Below are 23072 nucleotides of genomic sequence, written 5' to 3' on the forward strand. Positions count from 1 at the left end.
AACCGAAGTCGAATAATCGACCTCGCTTAAGAAGTTACTGAAACTTCTTCCAAATTGCACCGTCGCCCAGCTTTTCCACAAAAGCATCATGGGCGGCGGTTTCTTTTTGGTGGATCCGCGAGGGCAACGGTTCCGGACGCGGGCGCGGACGCCAATCGTCATTTGCACCTCCGACACCCGATGACGCCTGATTTCCTGCCAGAACAAGGTCGGGTTGGCGGCCTCCGATCAGCTCCAGATAGACTTCAGCCAGAATTTCACTGTCCAAAAGCGCGCCGTGAAGCGTCCGCGACGAGTTGTCGATCGCATAGCGGCGGCAAAGAGCATCCAGCGAAGCGGGCGCGCCGGGAAATTTGCTGCGCGCCATGGCCAGCGTATCCAGTGCTTGCTCCCACGGGATTTGCGGAAGGCCCATCCATTTCAGTTCAGCGTTCAGGAACTTCATGTCGAAACTTGCGTTATGAATGACCAGCTTGGCATCCCCGATGAAGTCCAAAAAGGCTCGCCCGACTTCTTTAAAGATGGGTTTATCTTTAAGGATCACTTCGCCCGGTTCGGCGGGGCGGGGGCTTGCTAGAAGGTCAGGGCCAATGCCGTGCACGCCAAATGCCTCGTCCGGCATGCCGCGTTCTGGGTTGATATACTGGTGATAAGTCCGCCCGGTGGGCATGTGGTTCATCAGCTCAAGACACCCGATTTCCACAATCCGGTCGCCACTTTGGGGATCAAAGCCGGTGGTTTCGGTGTCGAGTACGATCTCACGCATCCAACTTCTCCTTCACATGGGCGATTACTTCATCCACTGCGGCACGTGCGCCGTCCATTGTTTCGGTTGGAATGATCACATCCGCACGGGCACGTTTGTCAGCATCGGGTACCTGTTTGGCCAGAATAGTCTCGAATTGCGCTTCTGTCATGGAGCCGCGTTCCAGAACGCGGGCGCGCTGAATATCAGCCGGCGCCGAGACGACAACGACCAGATCCACGTGTTCATGCGCGCCGATTTCGAACAGAAGCGGCATGTCCAAAAGGACGATCTGGGATTGTGTTGAGGCCAAAAAAGCCACTCGGTCCTGAGCGACCAGAGGATGAACGATCTCTTCGAGTTTTTTCAGCGCATTCGCGTCTTTCGACATCCAGTCTTTCAGCGCATCACGGCTGACGGCGCCGTCAATGATCGCGGCGGGGCAGACATCGCGGATCGGCTCAACTGCAGCACCACCGACGTCATAGATCCGGTGTACCGCCGCATCCGCGTCCCAGATCGGCACGCCTGCGTCGGCAAACATCTTCGCGGTGGTAGATTTCCCCATCCCGATCGAACCTGTCAGCCCGATGATATACGGCCCGCTCATACGCCAAGAACCGCGTGGCGAAGGGCATCATCGACAACCGGTCGCGTGCCGAACCAGCGTTCGAAGCCAGGGACTGCCTGATGCAGCAACATTCCAAGACCATCGACCACGTGACAGCCGGCATCCTCGGCCTGTTGCAGGAAATCGGTTTTCAGCGGCGAATATACCAGATCATTCACGACAGCGCCGGGCATCAGCCCATCCAGCGGCACGCGGAATTCGGGTTTTCCGGTCATTCCCAATGACGAGGTATTCACTACGGTCACTGCACCATCCAGCATATTTCCCGCCTTGACCCAGTCATACACAACAATCCGCGCACCGAATTCTGCACGCAGTGCATCTGCGCGAGCGCGGGTGCGGTTGGACAAACGAATCTCGGGCACACCAAGTTCGATAAGCGAAGCCAAAATGGCGCGCGCCGCACCGCCAGCGCCGAAAACAGCGGCTGGCCCCGTTTCAGGCGCCCATTCCGGTGCGGATTGGCGCAGGTTCTGTGTAAACCCGTAGCCATCAGTATTGTCCGCATGAATTTTACCATCGTCGCGGAAGATCAGCGTATTCGCCGCCCCGATCAGTGCAGCACGGTCGGTAACAATGTCGGCCATCTTCAGGACGGCCTCTTTATGCGGGATCGTGACGTTTAGACCGACAAACCCAGCCTTTGGCAGCGTCCGAATAACCGTTTCCAGATCATCAACCTCGACCCGCATCGGAATGTAGTGGCCCGCGATCCCCATCGTGCGCAGCCAATGGCCATGCAACCTTGGTGACAGCGAGTGTTCGATTGGGTTTCCGATAACGCCCGCCAAGGGAATACGTGTGTCGCTCATATCTTCAGATCTCCTCGCACGATCAGATATGACAGAAGCTCGGTCAGGGGCAAACCCAACACGTTGAAATAGTCGCCGTCGACCTTGGCAAACAAGCGCACACCTTCTTCCTCAAGCTTGTAGGCACCGACCGAATGGCGAATGCTGTCCCAGTTTCGGTCAACGTAGTCTTCTATGTAACCACTTGATAGTTCTCGCATTTTTAGGCGGACCAAGCCCACATGACGCCAAATCGGCTTGCCGTCCTCGTAAAGCACTGCAGCAGACAGGAGCCGATGCACTTTGCCGGACATCGCCGCCAGTTGGGCGCGCGCTTCTTCGGGATCTTTGGGTTTGGATAAAACCTTTTGGTCCAGCTCGGCCACCTGATCACAGCCCAGAACCAGAGACCCCCAATGTTTCTCGCTGATCTTGCGGGCTTTGAACTCGGCCAGCGCGTCAGCAAGGTCGCGCGGGCTGGCGCCTTCAGCTTCAAGCGAGGCGCGGATCATCTCTTCATCGATGCGGGCGGGGATGATGTCGAAGTCGATACCTGCGTTGCGCAACAGATCAGCGCGGATTTGCGATGCGGACGCCAGGATCAGGGAAGCGGTCATGTGATAACCCTGTGGAAAAACTCTGTGTAATCCTGTTCTGGAATCGGCAGATAACTCGACCCTCACCGGAACAGCTGGATAAGTCCCACCTTTACTAAGATGGTTTTCACAATTCTTCCACTGTTGGTTTTTGTCAAACGCACCCCGTGGGCGAATCCCCAGCGCGTGAATTCATCCCTGTAGTTATCCCCAAGCTGTGAATCTAGAGACACCTGTGAAACAAAGCCGTAATGATTCCGTCCAGATTCCGGAACTTCACTTGTCCACCTGTGAACAAGTCACGGGATGGATCAATAATCCCCGTTATCCACAGGCCTAACAACAACATCATCTTTTCTTCTTCTTTATTTTATATATGAAGATCGAAGCGGTTACTCAGATAAGAGGCTTAGAATGGGTGAATTTCTGTCAGACGCGTATTTCTGGACGAAATCGCTTCATATCGTATCCGTGATCGCTTGGATGGCTGGATTGTTCTATCTGCCACGCTTGTTTGTCTATCATGTCGAGGTCGTAGGATCAGGCAATGAAACGGATGAGCTGTTTCAAACGATGGAGCGCCGGCTTCTGAAAGCCATCATGAACCCAGCAATGATCAGCTCGTGGATTTTTGGTCTGTGCCTTGTGGCCACGCCCGGTGTGGTTGATTGGTCATTGATCTGGCCGTGGACCAAAGGGATCTCGATCCTGGCGATGACATGGTTTCACATGTGGTTGGGCGCGCGGCGCAAGGATTTCATGGCGGGAACCAACACGCTGACCGGTCGTCGCTATCGCATGATGAACGAAGTGCCGACCGTACTGATGATCGTCATCGTCTTCTCGGTCGTGTTCAAATACTGATTTTGTTGACTCTCGGGCGTCCAGCGCGTATCTGACCTGCCAAGCAGGCCGTCCGGCCATGTCCTTTTCCCAACTTGACATCGACAGCGCACAAGCGCCGTCATGATCCATTTCCGAGCATATCTATGTCTGAAAACCGTCTGAATCTAGCCGACCTGAAAGCCAAAAGTCCCAAAGAACTGGTGACAATGGCTGAAGAGCTTGAGATCGAAAACGCCTCGACCATGCGCAAGGGCGATATGATGTTCTCTATCCTGCGTGAACGTGCGGATGATGAATGGATCATTGGTGGGGACGGGGTGTTGGAAGTGCTGCAGGATGGCTTTGGTTTCCTGCGCTCGCCCGAAGCAAACTATCTACCCGGTCCCGACGATATTTATGTTTCGCCTGATATGATCCGCCAGTATTCGCTGCGCACCGGTGACACGGTTGAAGGCGTCATTCAGGCCCCCGGTGAGAACGAGAATTACTTTGCCATCACCAAGGTCGAGAAGATCAACTTTGCTGACCCAGAAGATGCAAAGCACAAAGTTGCTTTTGATAACCTGACGCCGCTGTACCCGGATGAGCGCCTGAAGATGGAGATCGAAGATCCCACCATCAAAGATCGCTCGGCCCGTGTGATCGATCTGGTTGCGCCGATCGGGAAAGGCCAGCGTTCGCTGATCGTGGCGCCGCCGCGCACGGGTAAGACGGTGATCCTGCAAAACATCGCCCACTCGATCGAGAAGAACCACCCAGAGTGCTATCTGATCGTTCTGCTGATCGACGAACGCCCGGAAGAAGTGACGGACATGCAGCGCTCTGTCAAAGGCGAGGTTGTGTCCTCGACCTTTGACGAACCCGCAACGCGCCACGTCGCCGTATCCGAGATGGTGATTGAGAAAGCTAAACGCTTGGTCGAACACAAGCGCGACGTTGTGATCCTGCTGGATTCGATCACCCGTCTGGGCCGTGCGTTCAACACGACGGTCCCGTCCTCGGGTAAGGTTCTGACCGGTGGTGTGGACGCCAACGCTCTGCAACGCCCCAAACGTTTCTTTGGTGCGGCACGTAACATCGAAGAGGGCGGCTCGCTGACCATCATCGCAACCGCGCTGATCGATACCGGATCACGTATGGACGAAGTGATCTTTGAAGAATTCAAAGGTACCGGCAACAGCGAGATCGTGCTGGATCGCAAGATCGCCGACAAGCGCGTTTTCCCGGCCATCGACATTCTGAAATCCGGTACTCGGAAAGAGGACCTTCTGGTGGATCCGAAGGACCTGCAGAAAACTTATGTGCTGCGCCGCATCCTGAACCCGATGGGCACTACAGATGCTGTTGAGTTCCTGATTTCGAAGTTGAAGCAGACCAAGACGAACTCGGAATTCTTCGATTCGATGAACACATAATATCTAACAAAATCAATAGGTTAGTCCAATGGACACGATCTATGCTCTTGCCAGTGCTCGCGGGAAAGCGGGCGTCGCGGTGGTCCGGATTTCCGGGCCACACGCGTTTTCTGCGGCCCGTGCACTTGCGGGCGATCTGCCTGCACCGCGTCGTGCTGGGTTGCGCCGGCTGATAAATGCGGATGGCGCATTGTTGGACGAAGCCTTGGTGCTGCTGTTCGAGGCTGGCTCTAGCTTTACCGGTGAAGACGTGGCCGAACTTCAACTGCATGGATCGACTGCTGTGGTCCGGGCTGTGTTGGCCGAGCTGTCCAAGCAAGATGGATTGCGCCCCGCGGAGCCCGGAGAGTTCACCCGGCGTGCGCTTGAGAATGAATGCCTCGACCTGGCGCAGGTAGAAGGCTTGGCGGACCTTTTGGACGCCGAGACCGAGGCACAGCGCAAGCAGGCCGTAGGCGTCCTTTCTGGCGCTCTGGGCGACCTCGCAGGAGCATGGCGAACCGACCTGATCCGCGCGGCTGCTTTGCTGGAAGCAACGATCGATTTCGCAGACGAAGACGTGCCCGTTGATGTCTCGCCCGAGGTAAACGCGCTGCTCGATGTCACATTGGAAAGCCTTGAACGCGAGACGGCCGGCACCCGTATTGCCGAACGCATCCGCGAAGGGTTTGAGGTCGCCATCGTGGGCCGCCCGAACACAGGGAAGTCCACGCTGTTGAACGCTCTGGCGGGGCGAGAAGCTGCGATTACCTCGGACATCGCGGGCACTACCCGTGACGTGATCGAAGTCCATATGGAGCTCGCAGGGCTTCCTGTGACCGTTCTGGATACGGCTGGGGTTCGTGATACCGAAGATCAGGTGGAAGCCATCGGTGTCACCCGTGCACTGGAACGTGCGAAGGCTGCGGACCTGCGGGTCTTCCTGCTGGAAGGCGCTGACGATCAGCCCGCGATGGATCCGCTGAACGATGACCTTATTGTGCACGGCAAGGCCGATCTGGGTGCGTCTGGAGATCTGGTTGTCTCGGGTAAAACCGGGCAAGGGATGGATCTGCTGGTTCAGAAGATCTCGTCCGTGCTGGAAACCCGTGTTCAGGGGGCAGGGATCGCGACACGTGAACGGCACCGGATCGCGATGGAACGTGCTCTGTTTTCTTTGGAAGATGCGCGAATCGAGGTACAACACGGCCCCGAACGCGCTGAATTTGCCGCAGAAGAGATCAGAACCGCCATTCGTGCCCTTGATAGTCTTGTCGGGCATGTCGATGTAGAGCATCTGCTGGACGAGATTTTTTCCAGCTTCTGTCTGGGAAAATAGCGTGTGCGTAGCGAAGGAGTGTTTCACGTGAAACATTTGGATTTCGATGTGATTGTAGTTGGAGGCGGGCACGCTGGTGCCGACGCCGCCCACGCTGCTGCGCGCATGGGCGCGAACACAGCACTGATCACTTTGCGTAAAGAAGACTTGGGCGTAATGTCCTGTAATCCAGCCATTGGGGGCTTGGGCAAAGGGCATCTGGTGCGCGAGATTGATGCACTGGATGGCTTGATGGGACGCGTCGCTGACCAAGCAGGTATCCAATTTCGCCTGCTTAATCGGCGCAAAGGGCCCGCCGTACAGGGCCCACGTGCGCAGGCAGACCGGGCGATTTATCGCAAGGCCATGTCCGCCGAGATCCTGTCGACTGAACGCCTGACCCTGATCGAAGGCGAAACGACGGACCTGATCATGGACGGCGACCGTGTTGATGGTGTTGTTCTTGAGGACGGATCACAGCTGCGTGCGGGCGCGGTGGTGTTGACCACCGGTACTTTCTTGCGTGGCATCATCCATATTGGAGATAAACAAAGCCAAGGTGGACGCATGGGGGATCGTCCGTCGGTTAAACTGGCGGAACGCATTGATTCCTTTGAACTTCCTTTGGGTCGTCTGAAGACGGGAACACCGCCGCGCCTGAATGGGAAATCCATAAATTGGGACATTCTAGCGTCGCAACCGGGCGACGATGATCCGGCGATGTTCTCCTTTATGAACAAGGCGCCCATCGCGCGGCAGATCTCGTGCGGGATCACCCATACGAATGCACAAACACATGACATCATTCGCGCCAACCTAGACCGCTCAGCTATGTATGGTGGGCATATCGACGGCGTTGGCCCGCGTTATTGCCCGTCAATCGAAGATAAGATTGTGCGCTTCGCGGACAAAGATAGCCATCAGGTCTTCCTCGAGCCAGAGGGGCTGGACGATGACACCGTGTACCCCAACGGGATCAGCACCTCATTGCCGGTTGAAGTACAGGAAGATTACGTGCGCTCGATTGTCGGGCTTGAAAAGGTTGAGATCCTTCAGCCCGGCTATGCCATCGAATATGATTACGTCGACCCGCGTTCTTTGACGGAAACGCTGTCTCTGCGGGATGTGCCCGGGCTGTATCTGGCTGGGCAGATCAACGGAACCACTGGATACGAAGAAGCTGCGGCGCAAGGTCTGGTCGCCGGTACTAACGCCGCACTTGCAGTGCAGGGCCGGGATCCAGTGATTTTCTCGCGCTCTAACTCGTACATTGGCGTGATGATCGACGACCTGATTACCCGCGGCGTGACCGAGCCTTACCGCATGTTCACTTCACGCGCCGAATATCGCCTGTCGCTTCGCGCGGACAACGCAGACCAGCGCCTTACACCAATGGGAATTGAACTTGGCCTTGTAAAGAAAACACGAAGAACCGCGTTTGAAGCCAAGCGCGAAGCGTTGGAAAAGGCTAAGGACAAGCTGACACAGGTCACCTATACGCCACAAGATCTAGTAGGTCTTGAACTTAAGATACGTAAGGATGGTACACGGCGCTCTGCATACGAGCTTCTTGCGTTCCCAGATATGAGCTTTGAAAAGCTGGTTCAGCTGGATGATTCTCTTGATCAGATCGATGACGAAGTAAAGCTTCAGGTCGCTCGCGACGCGCTTTACGCGAACTACATCGATCGTCAGCAAAAAGATGTTGAGGCTTTGAAGCGGGATGAAGCGCACGTAATCCCGGAAGGTTTTGACTATTCTGCGTTTAGCGGGCTCTCAAACGAGCTTGCTTCTAAGCTTCAGGCCGCGCGTCCACGTACTTTGGCCCATGCTAGCCGCGTAGAGGGGATGACTCCGGCGGCTCTGACGCTACTTTTGTCCAAGATTCGCCAGTTCGAGCGGAAGCGCACAGCATGAACCACGAAGAGTTTCAGCGTCAGGTCGATGTTTCACGTGAAACATTCGAGCGGCTCGAGGCGTATGTCGCCCTGATGAAGAAGTGGAATTCGGCGATTAATCTGGTTTCACCCAGCACTATTTCGCAAATCTGGTCGCGGCACATCCTTGATTCAGCCCAGATATATGAACTTGCGCCTGAAAAGCCCAATATGTGGTGTGATATGGGGTCAGGTGGGGGCCTTCCGGCTTTGGTCGTCTCAATCATGTCGAAAGATGCGCACCCTGAGCTTTCCATGATCTGCATCGAAAGTGATCTTCGAAAAGCGACCTTTCTGCGAACGGTCGCGCGAGAGCTGGATCTTCAACTGACTGTCCGGTCAGAGCGAATCGAGAAGGTCGAACCGCTAAGCGCCGACGTTTTGTCTGCTCGGGCTTTAGCCCCCCTTGAAGCGCTTTGTGGATTTGCCGAGCGTCACTTGCGGCCTGGTGGCGTTGCCATTTTTCCCAAGGGCGAAAACTATCGACAGGAAGTTCACGAAGCCCTTGAAAACTGGTCGTTTCAGCTTGATACATATCCTAGTAAGACCCATCCAAGCGCCGTTATTTTGAAGATCGGAGAAATCTCACGTGTCTGACCCATTCCAAGTACGCGGGCCGAAGATTATTGCCATCACCAACCAGAAGGGCGGGGTTGGAAAGACCACAACGACAATCAATCTTGGTGCAGCGCTTGCTGAAGCCGGGAAAAGCGTTTTGCTAATTGATTTGGACCCGCAGGGTAATGCGTCGACCGGATTGGGCGTTTCGCCAGATGATCGCGAAATGAGCACCTATGATCTTCTACTGGAAGAAGCTTCGGTTTTGGATGTGGTGAAAAACACGCAGATCAAAAACTTGATGATCTCGCCAGCGACGACAGACTTGTCTTCGGCCGATATCGAGCTGGTCTCGAACGAAAAGCGCAGTCATCTTTTGCGTGATGCATTGCGAGATGTTGCGTTAGAGAAGCTCAATCTCGACTATATCTTGATTGACTGCCCTCCGTCTCTGAACTTGCTAACGGTAAATGCGCTGGTCGCAGCGGACAGTGTTCTGATCCCGCTTCAAAGCGAGTTTTTCGCGCTGGAAGGGCTGTCGCAGCTTTTGCTGACTGTGCGCGAAGTGCGACAGGCGGCAAATCCGGAACTGCGAATCGAAGGTGTTGTGCTGACCATGTATGACAGCCGCAACAACTTGTCTCGACAGGTCGAAGCAGATGCACGCGAAAACCTGGGCGAGCTGGTGTTTGAAACCATTATTCCGCGCAATGTGCGGGTCAGCGAGGCACCCTCTTTCGCGCTGCCTGTGTTGATGTATGATCCGAACTCCAAGGGAAGCCGGGCCTATCGCAATCTGGCTGCAGAGCTGATCAAACGATAATCGGAGGCGAGAAATGAGCAAGTCACAGAAAAATCGCGGCTTGGGTCGCGGCTTGTCGGCATTGATGGCTGATGTCGCGGTCGAAGAAACCCCCAAAGGTTCAGCGCCGGAGCTGCGCCGTGCGGACATGATGGTGCCGATCGAGAAGATCAAACCCAATCCAGAGCAGCCGCGCCGGACGTTTACTCAAGAGCAACTGGATGATCTTGCTGCGTCTGTGAAGGAAAAAGGCGTCATTCAGCCCTTGATCGTACGCCCTCGGCCCGGTCGGGAGGGCGAATACGAGATCGTTGCGGGGGAACGTCGCTGGCGTGCGTCGCAGATGGCGAAACTACACCAACTTCCTGTAATCGTTAGAGAATATAGCGATACAGAGGCTCTGGAAGTCGCGATTATCGAGAACATTCAGCGCGCTGATCTAAACGCGATCGAAGAGGCCGCGGGCTATCGAGATCTCATGGATCGTTTCGGGCACACTCAAGAGAAAGTGTCGGAAGCTTTGGGTAAAAGCCGCTCTCACATCGCCAACCTTCTACGCTTGTTGAACCTGCCTGAGGATGTCCAAAGCTTTGTGCGCGATGGAAAGCTGACCGCTGGCCACGCCCGAACACTGGTAACTGCGGACAATCCGTCCGTTCTGGCGCGCGAAATCATAAGCAAAGGCCTGTCGGTGCGCGCGGCTGAGAAGTTGGCGAAAGGCGTAACCCCAAGCAAACCCCGTGCTGCAGCGGGCCCGAAAGCCGAGAAAGATGCGGATACCAAGGCGCTTGAGGCTGATCTGTCAGCTGCGACTGGCATGAAGGTGCAGATTGATCACAAGGCTGGCGGCGAAGCTGGCGCAGTGACCATTCGCTATCAAAACCTGGATCAACTGGACGATATCTGCGGGAAGCTGTCCGGTTAATCGGGCAGTAGCTCTCGCAGAATTCCATTTAACACCGGGCGACCATTTTCGGTCGCTCGAAGTGTGTTTCCGTCCAAGTCGATGAGATCAAGCTCGATCAAGTCTTTGTATTTATTGATATTAATCGGGTTCTCGTGGATCTCGTTCAGACGGTCAAGATCGATGCCCTCGGCGGTGCGAAGGCCCATCAGCAAGAATTCCGTTGCCCATTCGTCGGCCGGAATGATGTCACGCAGGTTTTCGCCACTACCCAATGACACAGCCTTCAGCCATTCATTCGGCGCCAGCGCAGTTTCTGTCGCATAGCGCGTCCCATTCAGCGTGATACGCCCATGCGCGCCGGGGCCAATCCCCAGCCAGTCGCCGGATCGCCAATAAATTAGGTTATGTCGGCTCTCATCACCTCGTCGCGCGTGGTTCGAGACCTCGTAGGCTGGAATTCCGGCATCGCGCGTTATGCGCTGAGTCAGGAAGAACATTTCGGTGGCTTGTTCATCGAGTGGAAGGCCCGGAAGCTTTCCCGCTTCATGGCGCGCGCCGAATGCAGTGCCGGGTTCGATGGTCAGTTGGTACATCGACAGGTGAGAGGGCCCAAAGCTGAGCGCTTCGCGCAATTCTTCATCCCAGGCTTCAATGCTTTGATTCTGACGAGCATAGATCAGGTCGAAGTTAACCCGAGAAAATAGCGTTTTCGCCAGCGTTAGAGCCTGTTTTGCCTCGTCAACACTGTGAAGGCGGCCAAGTTTTCGCAGGTCGTCATCGTTCAAAGCCTGAATGCCCATCGACACGCGATTGACGCCGCCATCTCGATATCCGGCGAAGTTTTGCGCCTCGATCGAGCTTGGATTTGCTTCTAGTGTGATCTCGATGTCGTTGGCAAAGATCCAGTGCTGACGCGCTTCGTCGATGATCGCGGCGACCGTTTCGGGCGCCATCAGGCTGGGCGTTCCGCCGCCGAAATAGATCGAGTCCAGCACGCGGCCCTGCGTTTCGGCCCCAACACGGCGCAATTCGGCCAAATAGGCATCAAGCCACGCGGATTGATCGATTGTCGCCGCCACATGGCTGTTGAAATCGCAATAGGGGCATTTCGAGGCGCAAAAAGGCCAGTGAACATACAGCCCGAAGCCGCCGATCTGCCAATTCTCAGGCAAAGGCGCCCTTCACCAGTTTGGCAAACGCGTCGGCGCGATGGCTCATCTGGTGCTTCTTGTCGGGATCCATTTCGCCAAAGGTGATGTCAAAGCCTTCGGGCACGAAAATCGGGTCATAGCCAAAACCCTGATCGCCGCGCATGGGCCATGTCAGCGTGCCTTCGACTTTGCCTTCGAAGACTTCGTCATGACCGTCGGGCCAAGCAAGGCACAATGTGCAGCAAAAACGTGCAGTGCGGGGCAGGGGCGCGTTCTTTTCCTCAAGAAGCGTCCAAGTTTTCTCCATCGCCATTGGGAAATCACGCCCGTTCGGCGTTTCGGCCCAATCTGCGGTGTAAACGCCCGGCGCGCCCTCCAGCGCGTCGACCATGATGCCGCTGTCATCCGACAGGGCGGGCAAACCGCTTTCTTTTGCAGCAAAATGGGCCTTGATCCGGGCGTTGCCGATGAAGGTGTCTTCGGTTTCTTCCGGTTCTTCCAATCCCAGAGCGCCAGCAGAGGTGACGGCGATGCCAAAAGGCTCTAACAAGGCAGAAATCTCGCGTAACTTGCCCGCATTGTGGGTGGCTACCACCAGTTTATCGCCGTCAAACTTCCGCATTATGCTGTTGCCTGTAGCTGTGCTGCGACCAGCTCAGACACACCTTTGTCGGCCAGATCCATCATTTGGTTCATCTGGTCGCGGGTGAAGGTCGAGCCTTCTGCGGACATCTGCACTTCGATCAGTTTCGGGCCGCAGAGAACAAAGTTGCCATCAACACCCGCTTCGCAGTCTTCCGGATAGTCCAGATCCAGCACGGGTTGGCCGGCATAGATGCCGCAGGATACAGCGGCGACCGGATCCGTCAGCGGATCTGTGGTGATGTCGCCAGCTTTGAGCAGTTTGTTCACCGCCAGGCGCAACGCAACCCAACCACCAGTGATTGCAGCACAGCGCGTGCCGCCGTCAGCTTGGATCACGTCGCAATCGACGGTGATCTGACGCTCGCCAAGGGCTACCAGATCAATACCGGCGCGAAGGCTGCGGCCAATCAGACGCTGAATTTCAACGGTACGACCGCCTTGTTTACCAGCAGCAGCCTCGCGACGCATGCGCGACCCGGTCGAACGGGGCAGCATGCCGTATTCTGCAGTGACCCAGCCTTTGCCGGTATTGCGTAGAAACGGGGGAACGCGCGCTTCCAGCGATGCTGTGCACAGCACATGCGTGTCGCCGACACGGATCATACAGGATCCTTCAGCGTGTTTTGTTACCCCGGTCTCGATTGAAATCGGGCGCATTTGATCTAAATCTCGACCAGAGGGACGCATGGCTTCTTCCTTTGTTTCCGCTTTGAAAGCGTGATAGCCATGGGTCCGGCAAAAAGGCAAGGCTAAGCTGATGGCAGACGCTTCTGATTTGATGGAAGACATGAACGATCGCTCGCGCGAGGTCTTCCGCTGCATCGTTGAAAGCTATCTTGAAACAGGTGCGCCTGTGGGATCACGCAGCCTAACCCGCAGCCTGACCGAGAACGTCAGCGCGGCGACCATTCGCAACGTGATGCAGGATCTGGAGTATATGGGGCTGTTGAACAGTCCACATGTCTCGGCTGGCCGCATCCCGACCGAGCTTGGCTTGCGGATGTTCGTGGATGGGCTGCTTGAGGTGTCCGATCTGACGACGGATGATCGCCAGAAGATCGACGCAACCGTCGGAAATGAAAGCAATATCAACTCGATGATGGATCGGGTGGGAGCGGCCCTGTCCGGGATCACCGCCGGGGCCAGCCTGGTTCTGACGCCCAAGCACGAAGCGCCGATCAAGCACATCGAATTTGTTTCGCTCGGGGCGGATAGGGCGTTGGCCGTACTGGTCTTTGCGGACGGTCATGTTGAAAACCGCGTGTTCGAGCCACCGGTCGGTCAAACACCCAGTTCGATGCGGGAAGCGGCAAATTTCCTAAACGCTTTGGCCGAGGGCCGCACGATTTCCGAGCTTCAGCGTATTATTTCGTCTGAAATCGCAAACCGGCGGCAAGAGCTCAACACATTGGCGCAGGCATTGATCGAAAGCGGCGCTGCGATTTGGGAAAATGAAGGCCAGACCTATGAGCGGCTGATCGTGCGCGGCCGCTCGAATCTTCTGACAGAAGACGGGCCCGAAGTGGATTTGGAGCGTATCCGTACGCTGTTCGACGACCTTGAACGTAAGCGTGACATCGCCGAATTCCTTGATCTGGCCGATCAGGGCGAGGGCGTGCGCATTTTTATCGGGTCTGAGAACAAACTTTTCTCACTTTCGGGTTCCTCTTTGGTGGTTTCCCCTTATATGAACGCTGATCGAAAGATCATTGGTGCTGTGGGCGTGATTGGCCCGACGCGGCTGAACTATGGGCGGATTGTTCCTGTTGTGGACTACACCGCGCAGTTGATCGGCAAAATGATCTCGGATCGAGGATAAAGGCCGAGGATAGAGGCAAAGATTATGACGGACGCGAAAACCGAACGCGCAGAGGAACTGGAACCGGGCATCGACAAACTGATGACCGAAGAAGTGTCCATGGAAGACGAGATCAGTCTTGAAGACGAACTGATCGCGATGCGTGCTGAACGCGACGAGATGAAAGATCGTTTCATGCGTGCGCTAGCGGATGCGGAAAACACCCGCAAGCGCGGCGAGCGTGACCGTCGCGAAGCCGAGAATTATGGCGGCTCGAAGCTGGCACGCGATATGCTGCCGGTTTACGATAACATGAAGCGCGCCCTTGAGGCGTCGAGCGATGCCGGCGAAGCCGACAAGGCTCTGCTGGAAGGCGTTCAGCTGACCATGCGCGCGCTGCTGGGTATTTTCGACAAGCACGGGATTCACCTGCTGTCGCCGGAAGTCGGCGACGAATTTGATCCGGAAGTTCACGAAGCAATGTTCGAAGCCCCGGTGCCCGGCACGAAGGCAGGCGACATCATTCAGGTAATGGCTGAAGGCTTCATGCTGCATGACCGACTGTTGCGCCCGGCGCAGGTTGGCGTGTCGTCGACACCGAAATAAGCGGCTCTAACGCGGCTGAATTTAGTTAAACGCCCTCGGATTTCCGGGGGCGTTTACTTTTCCGCGGCCAGTTCTTTCAGCTCATACAGCAAGTTTAGAGCTTCGATCGGCTTAAGATCGTCCGGGTGGATGTCTTTCAATGCGCGATCAAGGTCGCTTGGGCCGGTTGGCGCGATGGTTGCAGGTTCGGGAATGGCCGAAAACAGCGGAAGGTCATCAATCACCGCTTTCTGGCCCGACCCTTCGCGCTCGCCTTTTTCCAGAGCTTCTAGAACGACATTTGCGCGGGCCACTACGCTGTCTGGAAGTCCGGCCAGCTTCGCAACTTGCACACCGTAAGACCGATCCGCCGCACCTTTGCGGACTTCATGCAGGAAAATCACTTCTCCTTCCCACTCTTTCACAGCAATCGTGGCGTTTTCGACCCCGTCCAGTTTGTCGGACAGTTGGGTCATCTCGTGATAGTGGGTGGCAAAGAGCGCGCGCGATTTGTTGACGTCGTGCAGATGTTCGAGCGTCGCCCATGCAATCGACAGCCCGTCATAGGTTGCTGTGCCGCGCCCGATTTCGTCCAGAATAACCAAGGCCCGGTCGTCTGCTTGGTTCAGAATGGCGGCCGTTTCGACCATTTCGACCATAAAGGTCGACCGACCCCGCGCCAGATCGTCGGATGCTCCGACGCGGCTGAACAGTTGCGAGACCAGCCCAATATGAGCCGACTTTGCGGGAACAAAGCTGCCAGCTTGCGCCAGCAAGGCGATCAAAGCGTTTTGGCGCAGAAAGGTCGACTTACCGGCCATGTTCGGGCCGGTCAGAAGCCACACATCGGCAGCCTTCGCTCCATCGGCAAGGTCGCAATCATTGGCTACAAATGCCTCGCCAGATTTACGAAGCGCGGCTTCGACCACGGGGTGACGGCCACCTTCCACGTGAAACACGCGGCTGTCATTTACAATCGGGGCGGACCAGTTGTCGGATCGCGCCAAGTCTGCGAAACCGGTTGCCACATCAATTTCGGACAGTGCGCGTGCCGTATCGGAAACCGCAGCCACCTGATCTAAAATTGCATCAGTCAGGCTGGAATAGAGACGTTTTTCGATCTCTAGTGCCCGGTTTCCCGCGTTCAAGATCTTGGTTTCCATATCGCTCAGCGCGACGGTGGTAAACCGCACTGCGTTCGCCGTGGTTTGCCGGTGGATATAGGTTTCCGACAGTGGCGGGTTCAGCATCTTTTCGGCATGGGTCGCTGTGGTTTCGATGAAATAGCCCAGCACGTTGTTGTGCTTCACTTTCAGAGAGCTGATCCCAGTGTGCTCGGCATATTGCGCCTGCATCGCGGCGATCACACCGCGCCCCTCGTCGCGCAACTGACGCGCTTCATCGAGCTCTTCATCATAACCGGGGGCAATGAAACCACCATCGCGGGCTAAAAGTGGTGGTTCCGCGACCAGAGCTTGATCCAGAAGGTCGATTAGATCGTCATGTCCGCGCAAGCTGGACGAGGCTTCTGCCAATTTGGTCGGCAGATCTGATTGCGATATGTTGTCGGAAAGATCATTTGCAGCCGCAAGCCCGTTGCGAATGGCACCCAGATCGCGAGGGCCACCACGTTCCAAGCCAAGACGGGATAGGGCGCGGTCGATATCTGGCACGTTGCGCAAGAACGCGCGCGTGTCTTCACAGATCTGTCTCTGTTCCACCAGAAAACGTACCGCATCTAGCCGAGCGTTGATCTCTGACAGAGTACGCGATGGGCTGGAAATCCGTCGTTCCAGCAAGCGCCCGCCGCCTGCGGTCACGGTCCGGTCAATGACAGACAAAAGTGAACCGTCACGCCCCCCTGACAGGCTATGTGTCAGCTCAAGATTGCGGCGCGTCGCGGCGTCGATCTGCATCGTGCCCTGCGCAAGTTCCTTTACGGGTGGACGCAGAAGGGGCAATTTGCCTTTTTGGGTGATGTCCAAGTACTCGACAATCGCGCCCATCGCACCAAGCTCGGCGCGCGAGAAGCTGCCGAACGCATCAAGTGATCCGATTTTATACAGGTCAAGAAGCCGCTTTTCTGCTCCGGTGCTGTCAAAGGCTGCGCGCCCCAGCTCGGTCGGCGAGGCGCCTGAATCCGTCACTATTTCAGCGCAATCTTGGTAATTAGCCTCGGACAGCACCACCTCGCGCGGGGCAAGGCGGGCCAGTTCCGGGCCAAAGCGCACGGGTGAGCATGGCATAACGCGGATGGCACCGGTTGAAATATCAACCCACGCCAAAGCCGCTTCGTCACGCACCACATTGTAGGCGGCCAAGAAGTTGTGGCGGCGTGCGTCCAACAAGCTTTCTTCCGTCAGCGTTCCGGGTGTGACCAGCCGTACCACATCGCGCTTTACAACGGATTTCGAGCCGCGCTTCTTTGCCTCGGCCGGGTTTTCCAACTGTTCGCAGACCGCGACGCGAAACCCTTTGCGGATCAGCGTCAGAAGGTATCCTTCGGCTGCGTGAAATGGCACGCCGCACATGGGAATGTCTTCGCCAAGATGTTTGCCGCGTTTGGTCAGGGCGATGTCCAAGGCCGCTGCCGCAGCGACGGCATCGTCAAAAAACAGTTCGTAAAAATCGCCCATGCGATAGAACAAAAGGGCGTCCTGATAGCCCTCTTTGATCTCAAGAAACTGCGCCATCATTGGCGTGATCTTGGCTGGTTTATCGCTCACCTGCTGCCCCCCGGCATATTGCTTTGCGACAGACTAGGGCCTCGCGCGCCGGGGTGAAAGAGGGGTCAGGTGTTTTTGCGGCGCGAGACCCAATTCCAGCTGCTTTCGCACATGTCATCCAGCCCGCGTTCGGCTTCAAACCCTAGAACATCGCGCGCTTTTGTCGGATCGCCGTAAACACTGGCAACATCCCCCGCGCGGCGCGGCGACATCTGATAGGGAAGCTCTTTCCCGGCGGCTTGCTCATAAGCGTGGAGCATGTCCATCACTGAATAGCCGGTGCCCGTGCCAAGGTTCACAGTGTGGCCTTCGCCCGTTTTCAACAGTGCATCTACTGACTGTACATGCCCCCGCGCCAGATCCATCACGTGGATATAGTCACGCACGCCGGTTCCGTCGGGCGTGTTATAGTCGTTTCCGAAGACAGAAAGCTTCTCGAGCTCTCCGGTGGCGACCTTGGCGATATAGGGCATCAGGTTGTTGGGAATATCGTTCGGATCTTCGCCAATCAGCCCGGTTTCGTGGGCGCCGGCGGGGTTGAAGTAACGCAGGATACCGAAAGCCCAGCGGTCATCGGCGGCGGCGACCTGTTCAAGTGACTGTTCGCAGACCAGCTTGGTATAGCCATATGGATTATTGAAGCTACGCGGGGCAGTTTCCGGTACCGGCAGCTGATCCGGCTGGCCATAAACAGTGGCCGAGGACGAGAAGACCAGACGAAACACGCCCGCTGCCTTCATCACGTTCAAAAGCGTATAAAGCCCCGAGATGTTGGTGGTCAGATAGTCCAGCGGCTTCTCGGTGCTTTCACCAACAGCCTTCAGAGCGGCGAAATGGATGACGGCGTCAAATTTGTGCTCGGCAAACACACGGGTCAGCAGGTCCTGATCCAGCACGTCGCCATCTACATGGACAACATTCTCGCCGCTGATCACTTCAAGCCGGTCCAGTACGCCCCGATCCGCATTCGAGAAATTATCGAGGATCACGACCTGATATCCAGCCTTGGTTAGTTCGACAAAGGTATGAGAGCCAATGAACCCTGCGCCGCCGGTCAAAAGGACTTTTTGTGTCACGAGATGCCTCCAAATCTATTGATCGAGATATAGGATGGATCGGGTTGAAAGGCACGTCGGAATGAAGTTTCGATCTGAAATTGCGATTGTTGCGGCGATCTTCGGAAATAATTTCCAACAATTACCAAGAAACCCCCAATAAAAGACAGATTAATAGCCGAATACCGGTTGAGGCCCGGATTTTCCCCCTGTAATGGTTTGACTTCGAAAGAAGATGACAAAGGCCTGAACCATGCCCAAAGCCAAGATCACTGATGAAGAGGCTCTTGCCTTCCATATTGACCCCACGCCGGGCAAATTCGAGGTCACGCCGTCGGTCCCGATGACCACTCAGCGCGACCTATCCCTGGCCTATTCGCCAGGTGTTGCGGTGCCCTGTGAGGCGATCGCCGAGAACCCGCAGACGGCTTATGACTATACCAACAAGGGCAACCTTGTTGCGGTGATTTCAAACGGGACCGCGGTTCTGGGGCTGGGCAATCTGGGCGCGCTGGCGTCGAAGCCGGTGATGGAAGGCAAGGCAGTTCTGTTCAAGCGCTTCGCTGACGTGAACTCGATCGATATCGAACTGGACACCGAAGATCCCGAAGCCATCATCAATGCCGTGAAACTGATGGGCCCGACCTTCGGCGGTATCAACCTTGAGGACATCAAAGCGCCCGAGTGTTTCATCATCGAGCAGCGTCTTAAGGAAGAAATGGACATCCCCGTCTTCCACGACGACCAACATGGCACGGCGGTGATCTGCGCGGCAGGCCTTTTGAACGCGCTGCATCTGTCGGGCAAGAAGATTGAAGACTGTCGCATTGTTCTGAATGGCGCAGGCGCGGCGGGCATCGCTTGTATCGAGCTGATCAAGGCGATGGGCGCTCAGCATGACAATTGCATCGTCTGCGACACCAAGGGTGTGATCTATCAGGGTCGTACAGAAGGTATGAACCAGTGGAAGTCGGCACACGCCGCCAATACCGAACTGCGCACCTTGGAAGAAGCAATGGACGGCGCTGACGTTTTCCTTGGCGTGTCGGTCAAGGGTGCCGTGACTCAGGACATGGTGGCCTCGATGGCCGACAATCCGGTTATCTTCGCTATGGCGAACCCCGATCCCGAGATTACGCCGGAAGAGGCCCACGAAGTGCGCAATGACGCGATTGTGGCGACCGGCCGTTCGGATTATCCGAACCAGGTGAACAACGTGCTGGGCTTCCCGTATTTGTTCCGTGGCGCGCTGGACATCAACGCGCGTGCCATCAATGACGAGATGAAGATCGCCTGCGCTCAGGCGCTGGCCGAACTCGCCCGCGAAGACGTACCGGACGAAGTTGCCATGGCCTATGGCAAGAAGCTGACCTTTGGTCGCGACTATATTATTCCGACGCCCTTTGATCCGCGTTTGATCCACGTGATCCCGCCTGCGGTTGCACGGGCTGGAATGGACACCGGCGTTGCGCGCCGTCCGATCATCGATATGGACGGGTATGAACAAAGCCTGAAGGCGCGGATGGATCCGACAGCTTCGATCCTGCGCGGTATCACGGCGCGGGCGCGTAAGAACCAGGCGACGATGATCTTTGCCGAAGGCGACAACTCGCAAGCACTGCGGGCTGCGGTGCAATATCAGCGTAATGGCTATGGTCGCGCGCTTGTTGTTGGACGTGAAGAAGATGTGAAGGCCAAGTTGGCCGCCGATGGTTTGGGCGATGCCGTGCGCGAACTGCGCGTGGTAAATGCTGCAAACACCGAGCATCTCGAGACCTACAAAGACTTCCTGTACCAGCGCCTTCAGCGTCAGGGCTTCGACCGCCACGACATCCACCGTCTGGCCGCGCGCGACCGTCACGTCTTTGCGTCGCTGATGTTGGCGCACGGGCATGGTGATGGTCTGATCACGGGCGCGACCCGTAAATCGGCTTACGTTCTAGATCGGATCAACCACGTGTTTGACGCCCGCGCCAGCGATGGTGCGGTGGGTGTGACCGCTATTTTGCACAAGGGACGCATCGTTCTGATGGCAGATACCTTGGTGCATGAATGGCCCGAAACCGAAGATCTGGCCAACATCGCAGAACGCGCTGCCGCCGTAGCACGTGGTCTGGGGCTTGAGCCACGCGTGGCATTCGTAAGCTTCTCGACTTTCGGCTATCCGGTGTCGGAACGCGCCTCGAAACTGCACGAAGCACCGGCCATTCTGGAAGCGCGCGGTGTAGACTTCGAGTTTGAAGGCGAAATGACGGCGGACGTGGCGCTGAACGCAGATGTTATGGCGCAGTATCCGTTCTGCCGCCTGTCCGGCCCCGCCAACATTTTGGTGGTTCCGGCACGCCATTCGGCGTCGATCTCGGTCAAGATGATGCAAGAACTGGCAGGCGCCACAGTGATCGGCCCGATCCTGTCGGGCATCGACCAGCCAATCCAGATTTGTTCGACCAACTCGACCTCGAACGACATTCTGAACATGGCGATGCTGGCAGCGACCCGTCTGGGTAAACGCTAATCTCGCTAAGTTAGAGACTGAAACGGCCCGTAGGACATCCTGCGGGCCGTTTTTCGTTCTGTGCAGGTTTGAACAGATAGGTCGCGTATCACATTGAATTGCTCGACCACTCAGAGGTGCTATCTTTCCAGCTGATGATAGGAGGCACCAATGGGTCAGCTTGTAGATGGCGTTTGGCAGGATGTTTGGTACGACACCGGGAAAACTGGCGGGAAATTCAAGCGCGAGGACGCACGCTTTCGCAATTGGGTCACGGCAGATGGATCGGCGGGCCCGACGGGTGATGGCGGGTTCAAGGCCGAGGCCGGACGCTATCACTTGTATGTCTCGCTTGCTTGCCCTTGGGCGCACCGCACGCTGATCTTTCGCAAGCTGAAGGGGTTGGAAGATCTGATCGGCGTGACTGCCGTGCATCCTCATATGCTGTCCAATGGGTGGGAGTTTGATTCCGCTGACCCCGATCCGCTGTTCGGGCACAGCTTCATGCATCAAGTCTATACCACCGACAAAGCTGATTACTCGGGCCGCGTGACGGTTCCGGTTCTTTGGGACAAGCAACAAAACCGGATCGCCAGTAATGAAAGTTCGGAAATTATTCGGATGTTCAACACGGCGTTTGACGGGCTGACCGGAAACACGCTGGATTTCTATCCTGAACCGCTACGGACCCAGATCGACGAGATCAACGACGATATCTATCAAAACATCAATAATGGTGTCTATCGCTGCGGATTTGCGACCACGCAAGAGGCGTATGAACAGGCATTCGACGCGCTTTTCGAGGCTTTGGACCGCGTTGAAACCATCCTGACCGAGAGCCGCTATCTGGTCGGCAGCCACTTGACCGAGGCCGACTGGCGTCTGTTCACAACGCTAATCCGGTTTGATGCGGTCTATCACGGGCACTTCAAAACGAACCTGAAACGGATTGAGGATTTCCCGAATATCTCGAACTATCTGCGCGAGTTGTATCAACATCCCGGTGTGGCCGAGACGGTGAACATGGAGCACATCAAGTCGCACTACTATTACTCGCACGAGACGATCAATCCGACGCGCGTGGTGCCAAAAGGTCCGGCGCTCGATTTCAACCGGCCCCATGACCGGGACCGTTTCTAACGCTATTTGACTTGCGCGACGGCGCGACCCTAGGCTTGCCTATGGGGTATGCGCTGGACCATCTGCGCGGAAAGCATCCGCTTTGGCAAAGCTTCTGGGTCAACGGCGTTGGGGTCCGGGTGGCTGTCTACGCCCTGATTTTGGTGATATTGCGCGACGCCCCGATTGCGCTTTGGGTGGCTGCGTTGCTGATTGGCGCCGATGCGCTGTGTCTGCTGTGGCAAAGCGTCGGCTATTTCCGCGCAGCGGAAGGGCGGTTGCGCGATACCGGGTCGATGCTGCCCATTTGGGGCGGGATGATTGCCCTGATCATCGCGATATTCGTTGTTGTGTCACAGTGGTGGGCCTTGGGTCTGGCGACGCAGTTGGGCGATGGTGGACCCAGCTTTGCAGAACGCAAGTTGCAAGAGCGGCAGGCGCAGTATCAGATCACTCGTCAGCCGGATGGAGATCTGCTGTTTCAGGGGCAGATTGTTCTAGGAGTGACCAAGGCGCTGGGCCAGGAACTGACGCAGGAGCCGATCCCCACAAGCATCACCCTTAGCAGTGAAGGCGGCAATGTGTTCGAGGCGCGTGGCCTTGCCAAACTGATCGCGACGCATGGCCTGAATACCCAAGTGAACGACACCTGTAGCTCGGCGTGTACCTTGGTGTTCATCGCTGGAGGCCAGCGGCTAATTGGACCCGACGCACGTTTGGGGTTTCACAGCTATTCGCTGGAAGACGCACAGCGGTTGCCGGGGTTTGACATTGAGGCCGAGCAAGCTCGAGACCGTGATTTCATGCTGGGAAGAGGGGTGTCTTCAGATTTCATCGACCGAGTGTTTGACACATCACCCAGAAAGATCTGGTTTCCGGAACGCATTGCTTTGCGTCAGTCTGGCGTCGTGACGCAAGGCCGCTGAAAACAGAAAACCCCGCCACAAGGACGGGGTTTCCGATGATTTAGAGAC

The 23072-nt window shown here is 56.3% G+C and carries 21 protein-coding genes; 12 read left to right on the forward strand and 9 right to left on the reverse strand.

All coding sequences use genetic code 11. From position 1 onward, the window contains the following. Positions 1 to 34: 34 nt before the first annotated feature. Genes dnaQ through ACP15F_RS13680 form a run of 4 tightly spaced genes read right to left on the reverse strand, consistent with a single transcriptional unit; the run spans position 35 to position 2784 of the window. Complete coding sequence (gene dnaQ / locus ACP15F_RS13665) at positions 35 to 766, reverse strand: DNA polymerase III subunit epsilon (protein ID WP_424941376.1); 732 nt, start codon at positions 764 to 766, stop codon at positions 35 to 37. After that, positions 759 to 1355: a dephospho-CoA kinase gene (gene coaE, locus ACP15F_RS13670; protein ID WP_424941377.1), complete on the reverse strand. Its 597-nt coding sequence runs from the start codon at positions 1353 to 1355 to the stop codon at positions 759 to 761. Before coaE ends, dnaQ begins: the two co-directional genes overlap by 8 nt. Beyond that, positions 1352 to 2188: a shikimate dehydrogenase gene (locus tag ACP15F_RS13675; RefSeq protein WP_424941378.1), complete on the reverse strand. Its 837-nt coding sequence runs from the start codon at positions 2186 to 2188 to the stop codon at positions 1352 to 1354. Before ACP15F_RS13675 ends, coaE begins: the two co-directional genes overlap by 4 nt. Then, positions 2185 to 2784 (reverse strand): Maf family protein, encoded by a 600-nt coding sequence (locus tag ACP15F_RS13680; protein ID WP_424941379.1) that lies wholly within the window; start codon positions 2782 to 2784, stop codon positions 2185 to 2187. The genes ACP15F_RS13675 and ACP15F_RS13680 overlap by 4 nt, the downstream gene beginning before the upstream one ends. 393 nt (positions 2785 to 3177) lie before the next feature. Here ACP15F_RS13680 and ACP15F_RS13685 point away from each other — a divergent pair, with 393 nt between their 5' ends. From ACP15F_RS13685 to ACP15F_RS13715, 7 genes are all read left to right on the forward strand, one after another. Continuing rightward, positions 3178 to 3627 carry a CopD family protein gene (locus ACP15F_RS13685; RefSeq protein WP_424941380.1) on the forward strand — a complete coding sequence of 150 codons (450 nt, stop codon included), beginning with the start codon at positions 3178 to 3180 and terminating at the stop codon, positions 3625 to 3627. Positions 3628 to 3752: 125 nt separating this feature from the next. Next, on the forward strand, positions 3753 to 5024 hold the full coding sequence (gene rho, locus ACP15F_RS13690; protein WP_424941381.1) for a transcription termination factor Rho: 1272 nt from the start codon (positions 3753 to 3755) through the stop codon (positions 5022 to 5024). A 28-nt stretch (positions 5025 to 5052) separates the two neighbouring features. Continuing rightward, on the forward strand, positions 5053 to 6342 hold the full coding sequence (gene mnmE / locus ACP15F_RS13695) for a tRNA uridine-5-carboxymethylaminomethyl(34) synthesis GTPase MnmE (RefSeq protein ID WP_424941382.1): 1290 nt from the start codon (positions 5053 to 5055) through the stop codon (positions 6340 to 6342). A gap of 18 nt (positions 6343 to 6360) precedes the next feature. After that, entirely contained in the window at positions 6361 to 8238 is a 1878-nt protein-coding gene (mnmG, locus tag ACP15F_RS13700; RefSeq protein WP_424941641.1) for a tRNA uridine-5-carboxymethylaminomethyl(34) synthesis enzyme MnmG, read from the forward strand. Beyond that, complete coding sequence (gene rsmG / locus ACP15F_RS13705) at positions 8235 to 8855, forward strand: 16S rRNA (guanine(527)-N(7))-methyltransferase RsmG (RefSeq protein ID WP_424941383.1); 621 nt, start codon at positions 8235 to 8237, stop codon at positions 8853 to 8855. Before mnmG ends, rsmG begins: the two co-directional genes overlap by 4 nt. Further along, positions 8848 to 9639 carry a ParA family protein gene (locus ACP15F_RS13710; RefSeq protein ID WP_424941384.1) on the forward strand — a complete coding sequence of 264 codons (792 nt, stop codon included), beginning with the start codon at positions 8848 to 8850 and terminating at the stop codon, positions 9637 to 9639. Before rsmG ends, ACP15F_RS13710 begins: the two co-directional genes overlap by 8 nt. A 13-nt stretch (positions 9640 to 9652) precedes the next feature. Beyond that, positions 9653 to 10543: a ParB/RepB/Spo0J family partition protein gene (locus ACP15F_RS13715; RefSeq protein WP_424941385.1), complete on the forward strand. Its 891-nt coding sequence runs from the start codon at positions 9653 to 9655 to the stop codon at positions 10541 to 10543. On the opposite strand, the gene hemW is transcribed toward ACP15F_RS13715, so the two are convergent. The 3 genes from hemW to rph are packed head-to-tail and all read right to left on the reverse strand — an operon-like array spanning position 10540 to position 13008. Then, positions 10540 to 11697, reverse strand: a complete 1158-nt coding sequence (hemW, locus tag ACP15F_RS13720) for a radical SAM family heme chaperone HemW (protein ID WP_424941386.1) — start codon at positions 11695 to 11697, stop codon at positions 10540 to 10542. The two genes, ACP15F_RS13715 and hemW, sit on opposite strands and share 4 nt — an antisense overlap. Then, positions 11690 to 12298, reverse strand: coding sequence for an RdgB/HAM1 family non-canonical purine NTP pyrophosphatase (rdgB, locus tag ACP15F_RS13725; protein ID WP_424941387.1), 609 nt, complete (start codon positions 12296 to 12298; stop codon positions 11690 to 11692). The genes hemW and rdgB overlap by 8 nt, the downstream gene beginning before the upstream one ends. After that, on the reverse strand, positions 12298 to 13008 hold the full coding sequence (gene rph, locus ACP15F_RS13730; RefSeq protein WP_424941388.1) for a ribonuclease PH: 711 nt from the start codon (positions 13006 to 13008) through the stop codon (positions 12298 to 12300). Before rph ends, rdgB begins: the two co-directional genes overlap by 1 nt. A 70-nt stretch (positions 13009 to 13078) precedes the next feature. Between rph and hrcA the strand changes: the two genes are divergently transcribed. Together hrcA and ACP15F_RS13740 are read left to right on the forward strand one after the other, a co-directional pair. Beyond that, entirely contained in the window at positions 13079 to 14140 is a 1062-nt protein-coding gene (hrcA, locus tag ACP15F_RS13735; protein WP_424941389.1) for a heat-inducible transcriptional repressor HrcA, read from the forward strand. 24 nt (positions 14141 to 14164) lie between these two features. Further along, positions 14165 to 14725: a nucleotide exchange factor GrpE gene (locus ACP15F_RS13740; protein ID WP_424941390.1), complete on the forward strand. Its 561-nt coding sequence runs from the start codon at positions 14165 to 14167 to the stop codon at positions 14723 to 14725. Positions 14726 to 14778: 53 nt separating this feature from the next. Here the strand turns inward: ACP15F_RS13740 and mutS are convergent, their stop codons facing one another. Then, positions 14779 to 17400 carry a DNA mismatch repair protein MutS gene (gene mutS / locus ACP15F_RS13745; RefSeq protein WP_424941642.1) on the reverse strand — a complete coding sequence of 874 codons (2622 nt, stop codon included), beginning with the start codon at positions 17398 to 17400 and terminating at the stop codon, positions 14779 to 14781. Between the two features lie 95 nt (positions 17401 to 17495). Continuing rightward, positions 17496 to 18506 carry a UDP-glucose 4-epimerase GalE gene (gene galE, locus ACP15F_RS13750; protein WP_424941391.1) on the reverse strand — a complete coding sequence of 337 codons (1011 nt, stop codon included), beginning with the start codon at positions 18504 to 18506 and terminating at the stop codon, positions 17496 to 17498. A gap of 232 nt (positions 18507 to 18738) precedes the next feature. Between galE and ACP15F_RS13755 the strand changes: the two genes are divergently transcribed. The 3 genes from ACP15F_RS13755 (at position 18739) to ACP15F_RS13765 (ending at position 23024) form a co-directional block, all read left to right on the forward strand. Beyond that, a complete protein-coding gene (locus ACP15F_RS13755; protein WP_424941392.1) occupies positions 18739 to 21000 on the forward strand; it encodes an NADP-dependent malic enzyme in 2262 nt (753 codons plus the stop codon). 150 nt (positions 21001 to 21150) lie between these two features. Continuing rightward, positions 21151 to 22119 carry a glutathione S-transferase family protein gene (locus ACP15F_RS13760; RefSeq protein ID WP_424941393.1) on the forward strand — a complete coding sequence of 323 codons (969 nt, stop codon included), beginning with the start codon at positions 21151 to 21153 and terminating at the stop codon, positions 22117 to 22119. 41 nt (positions 22120 to 22160) lie between these two features. Beyond that, on the forward strand, positions 22161 to 23024 hold the full coding sequence (locus ACP15F_RS13765) for a hypothetical protein (protein ID WP_424941394.1): 864 nt from the start codon (positions 22161 to 22163) through the stop codon (positions 23022 to 23024). The last annotated feature ends 48 nt before the right edge of the window (positions 23025 to 23072 follow it).

The organism is Aliiroseovarius sp. S253 (genome assembly GCF_049800855.1).
Taxonomy (GTDB): Bacteria; Pseudomonadota; Alphaproteobacteria; order Rhodobacterales; family Rhodobacteraceae; genus Aliiroseovarius.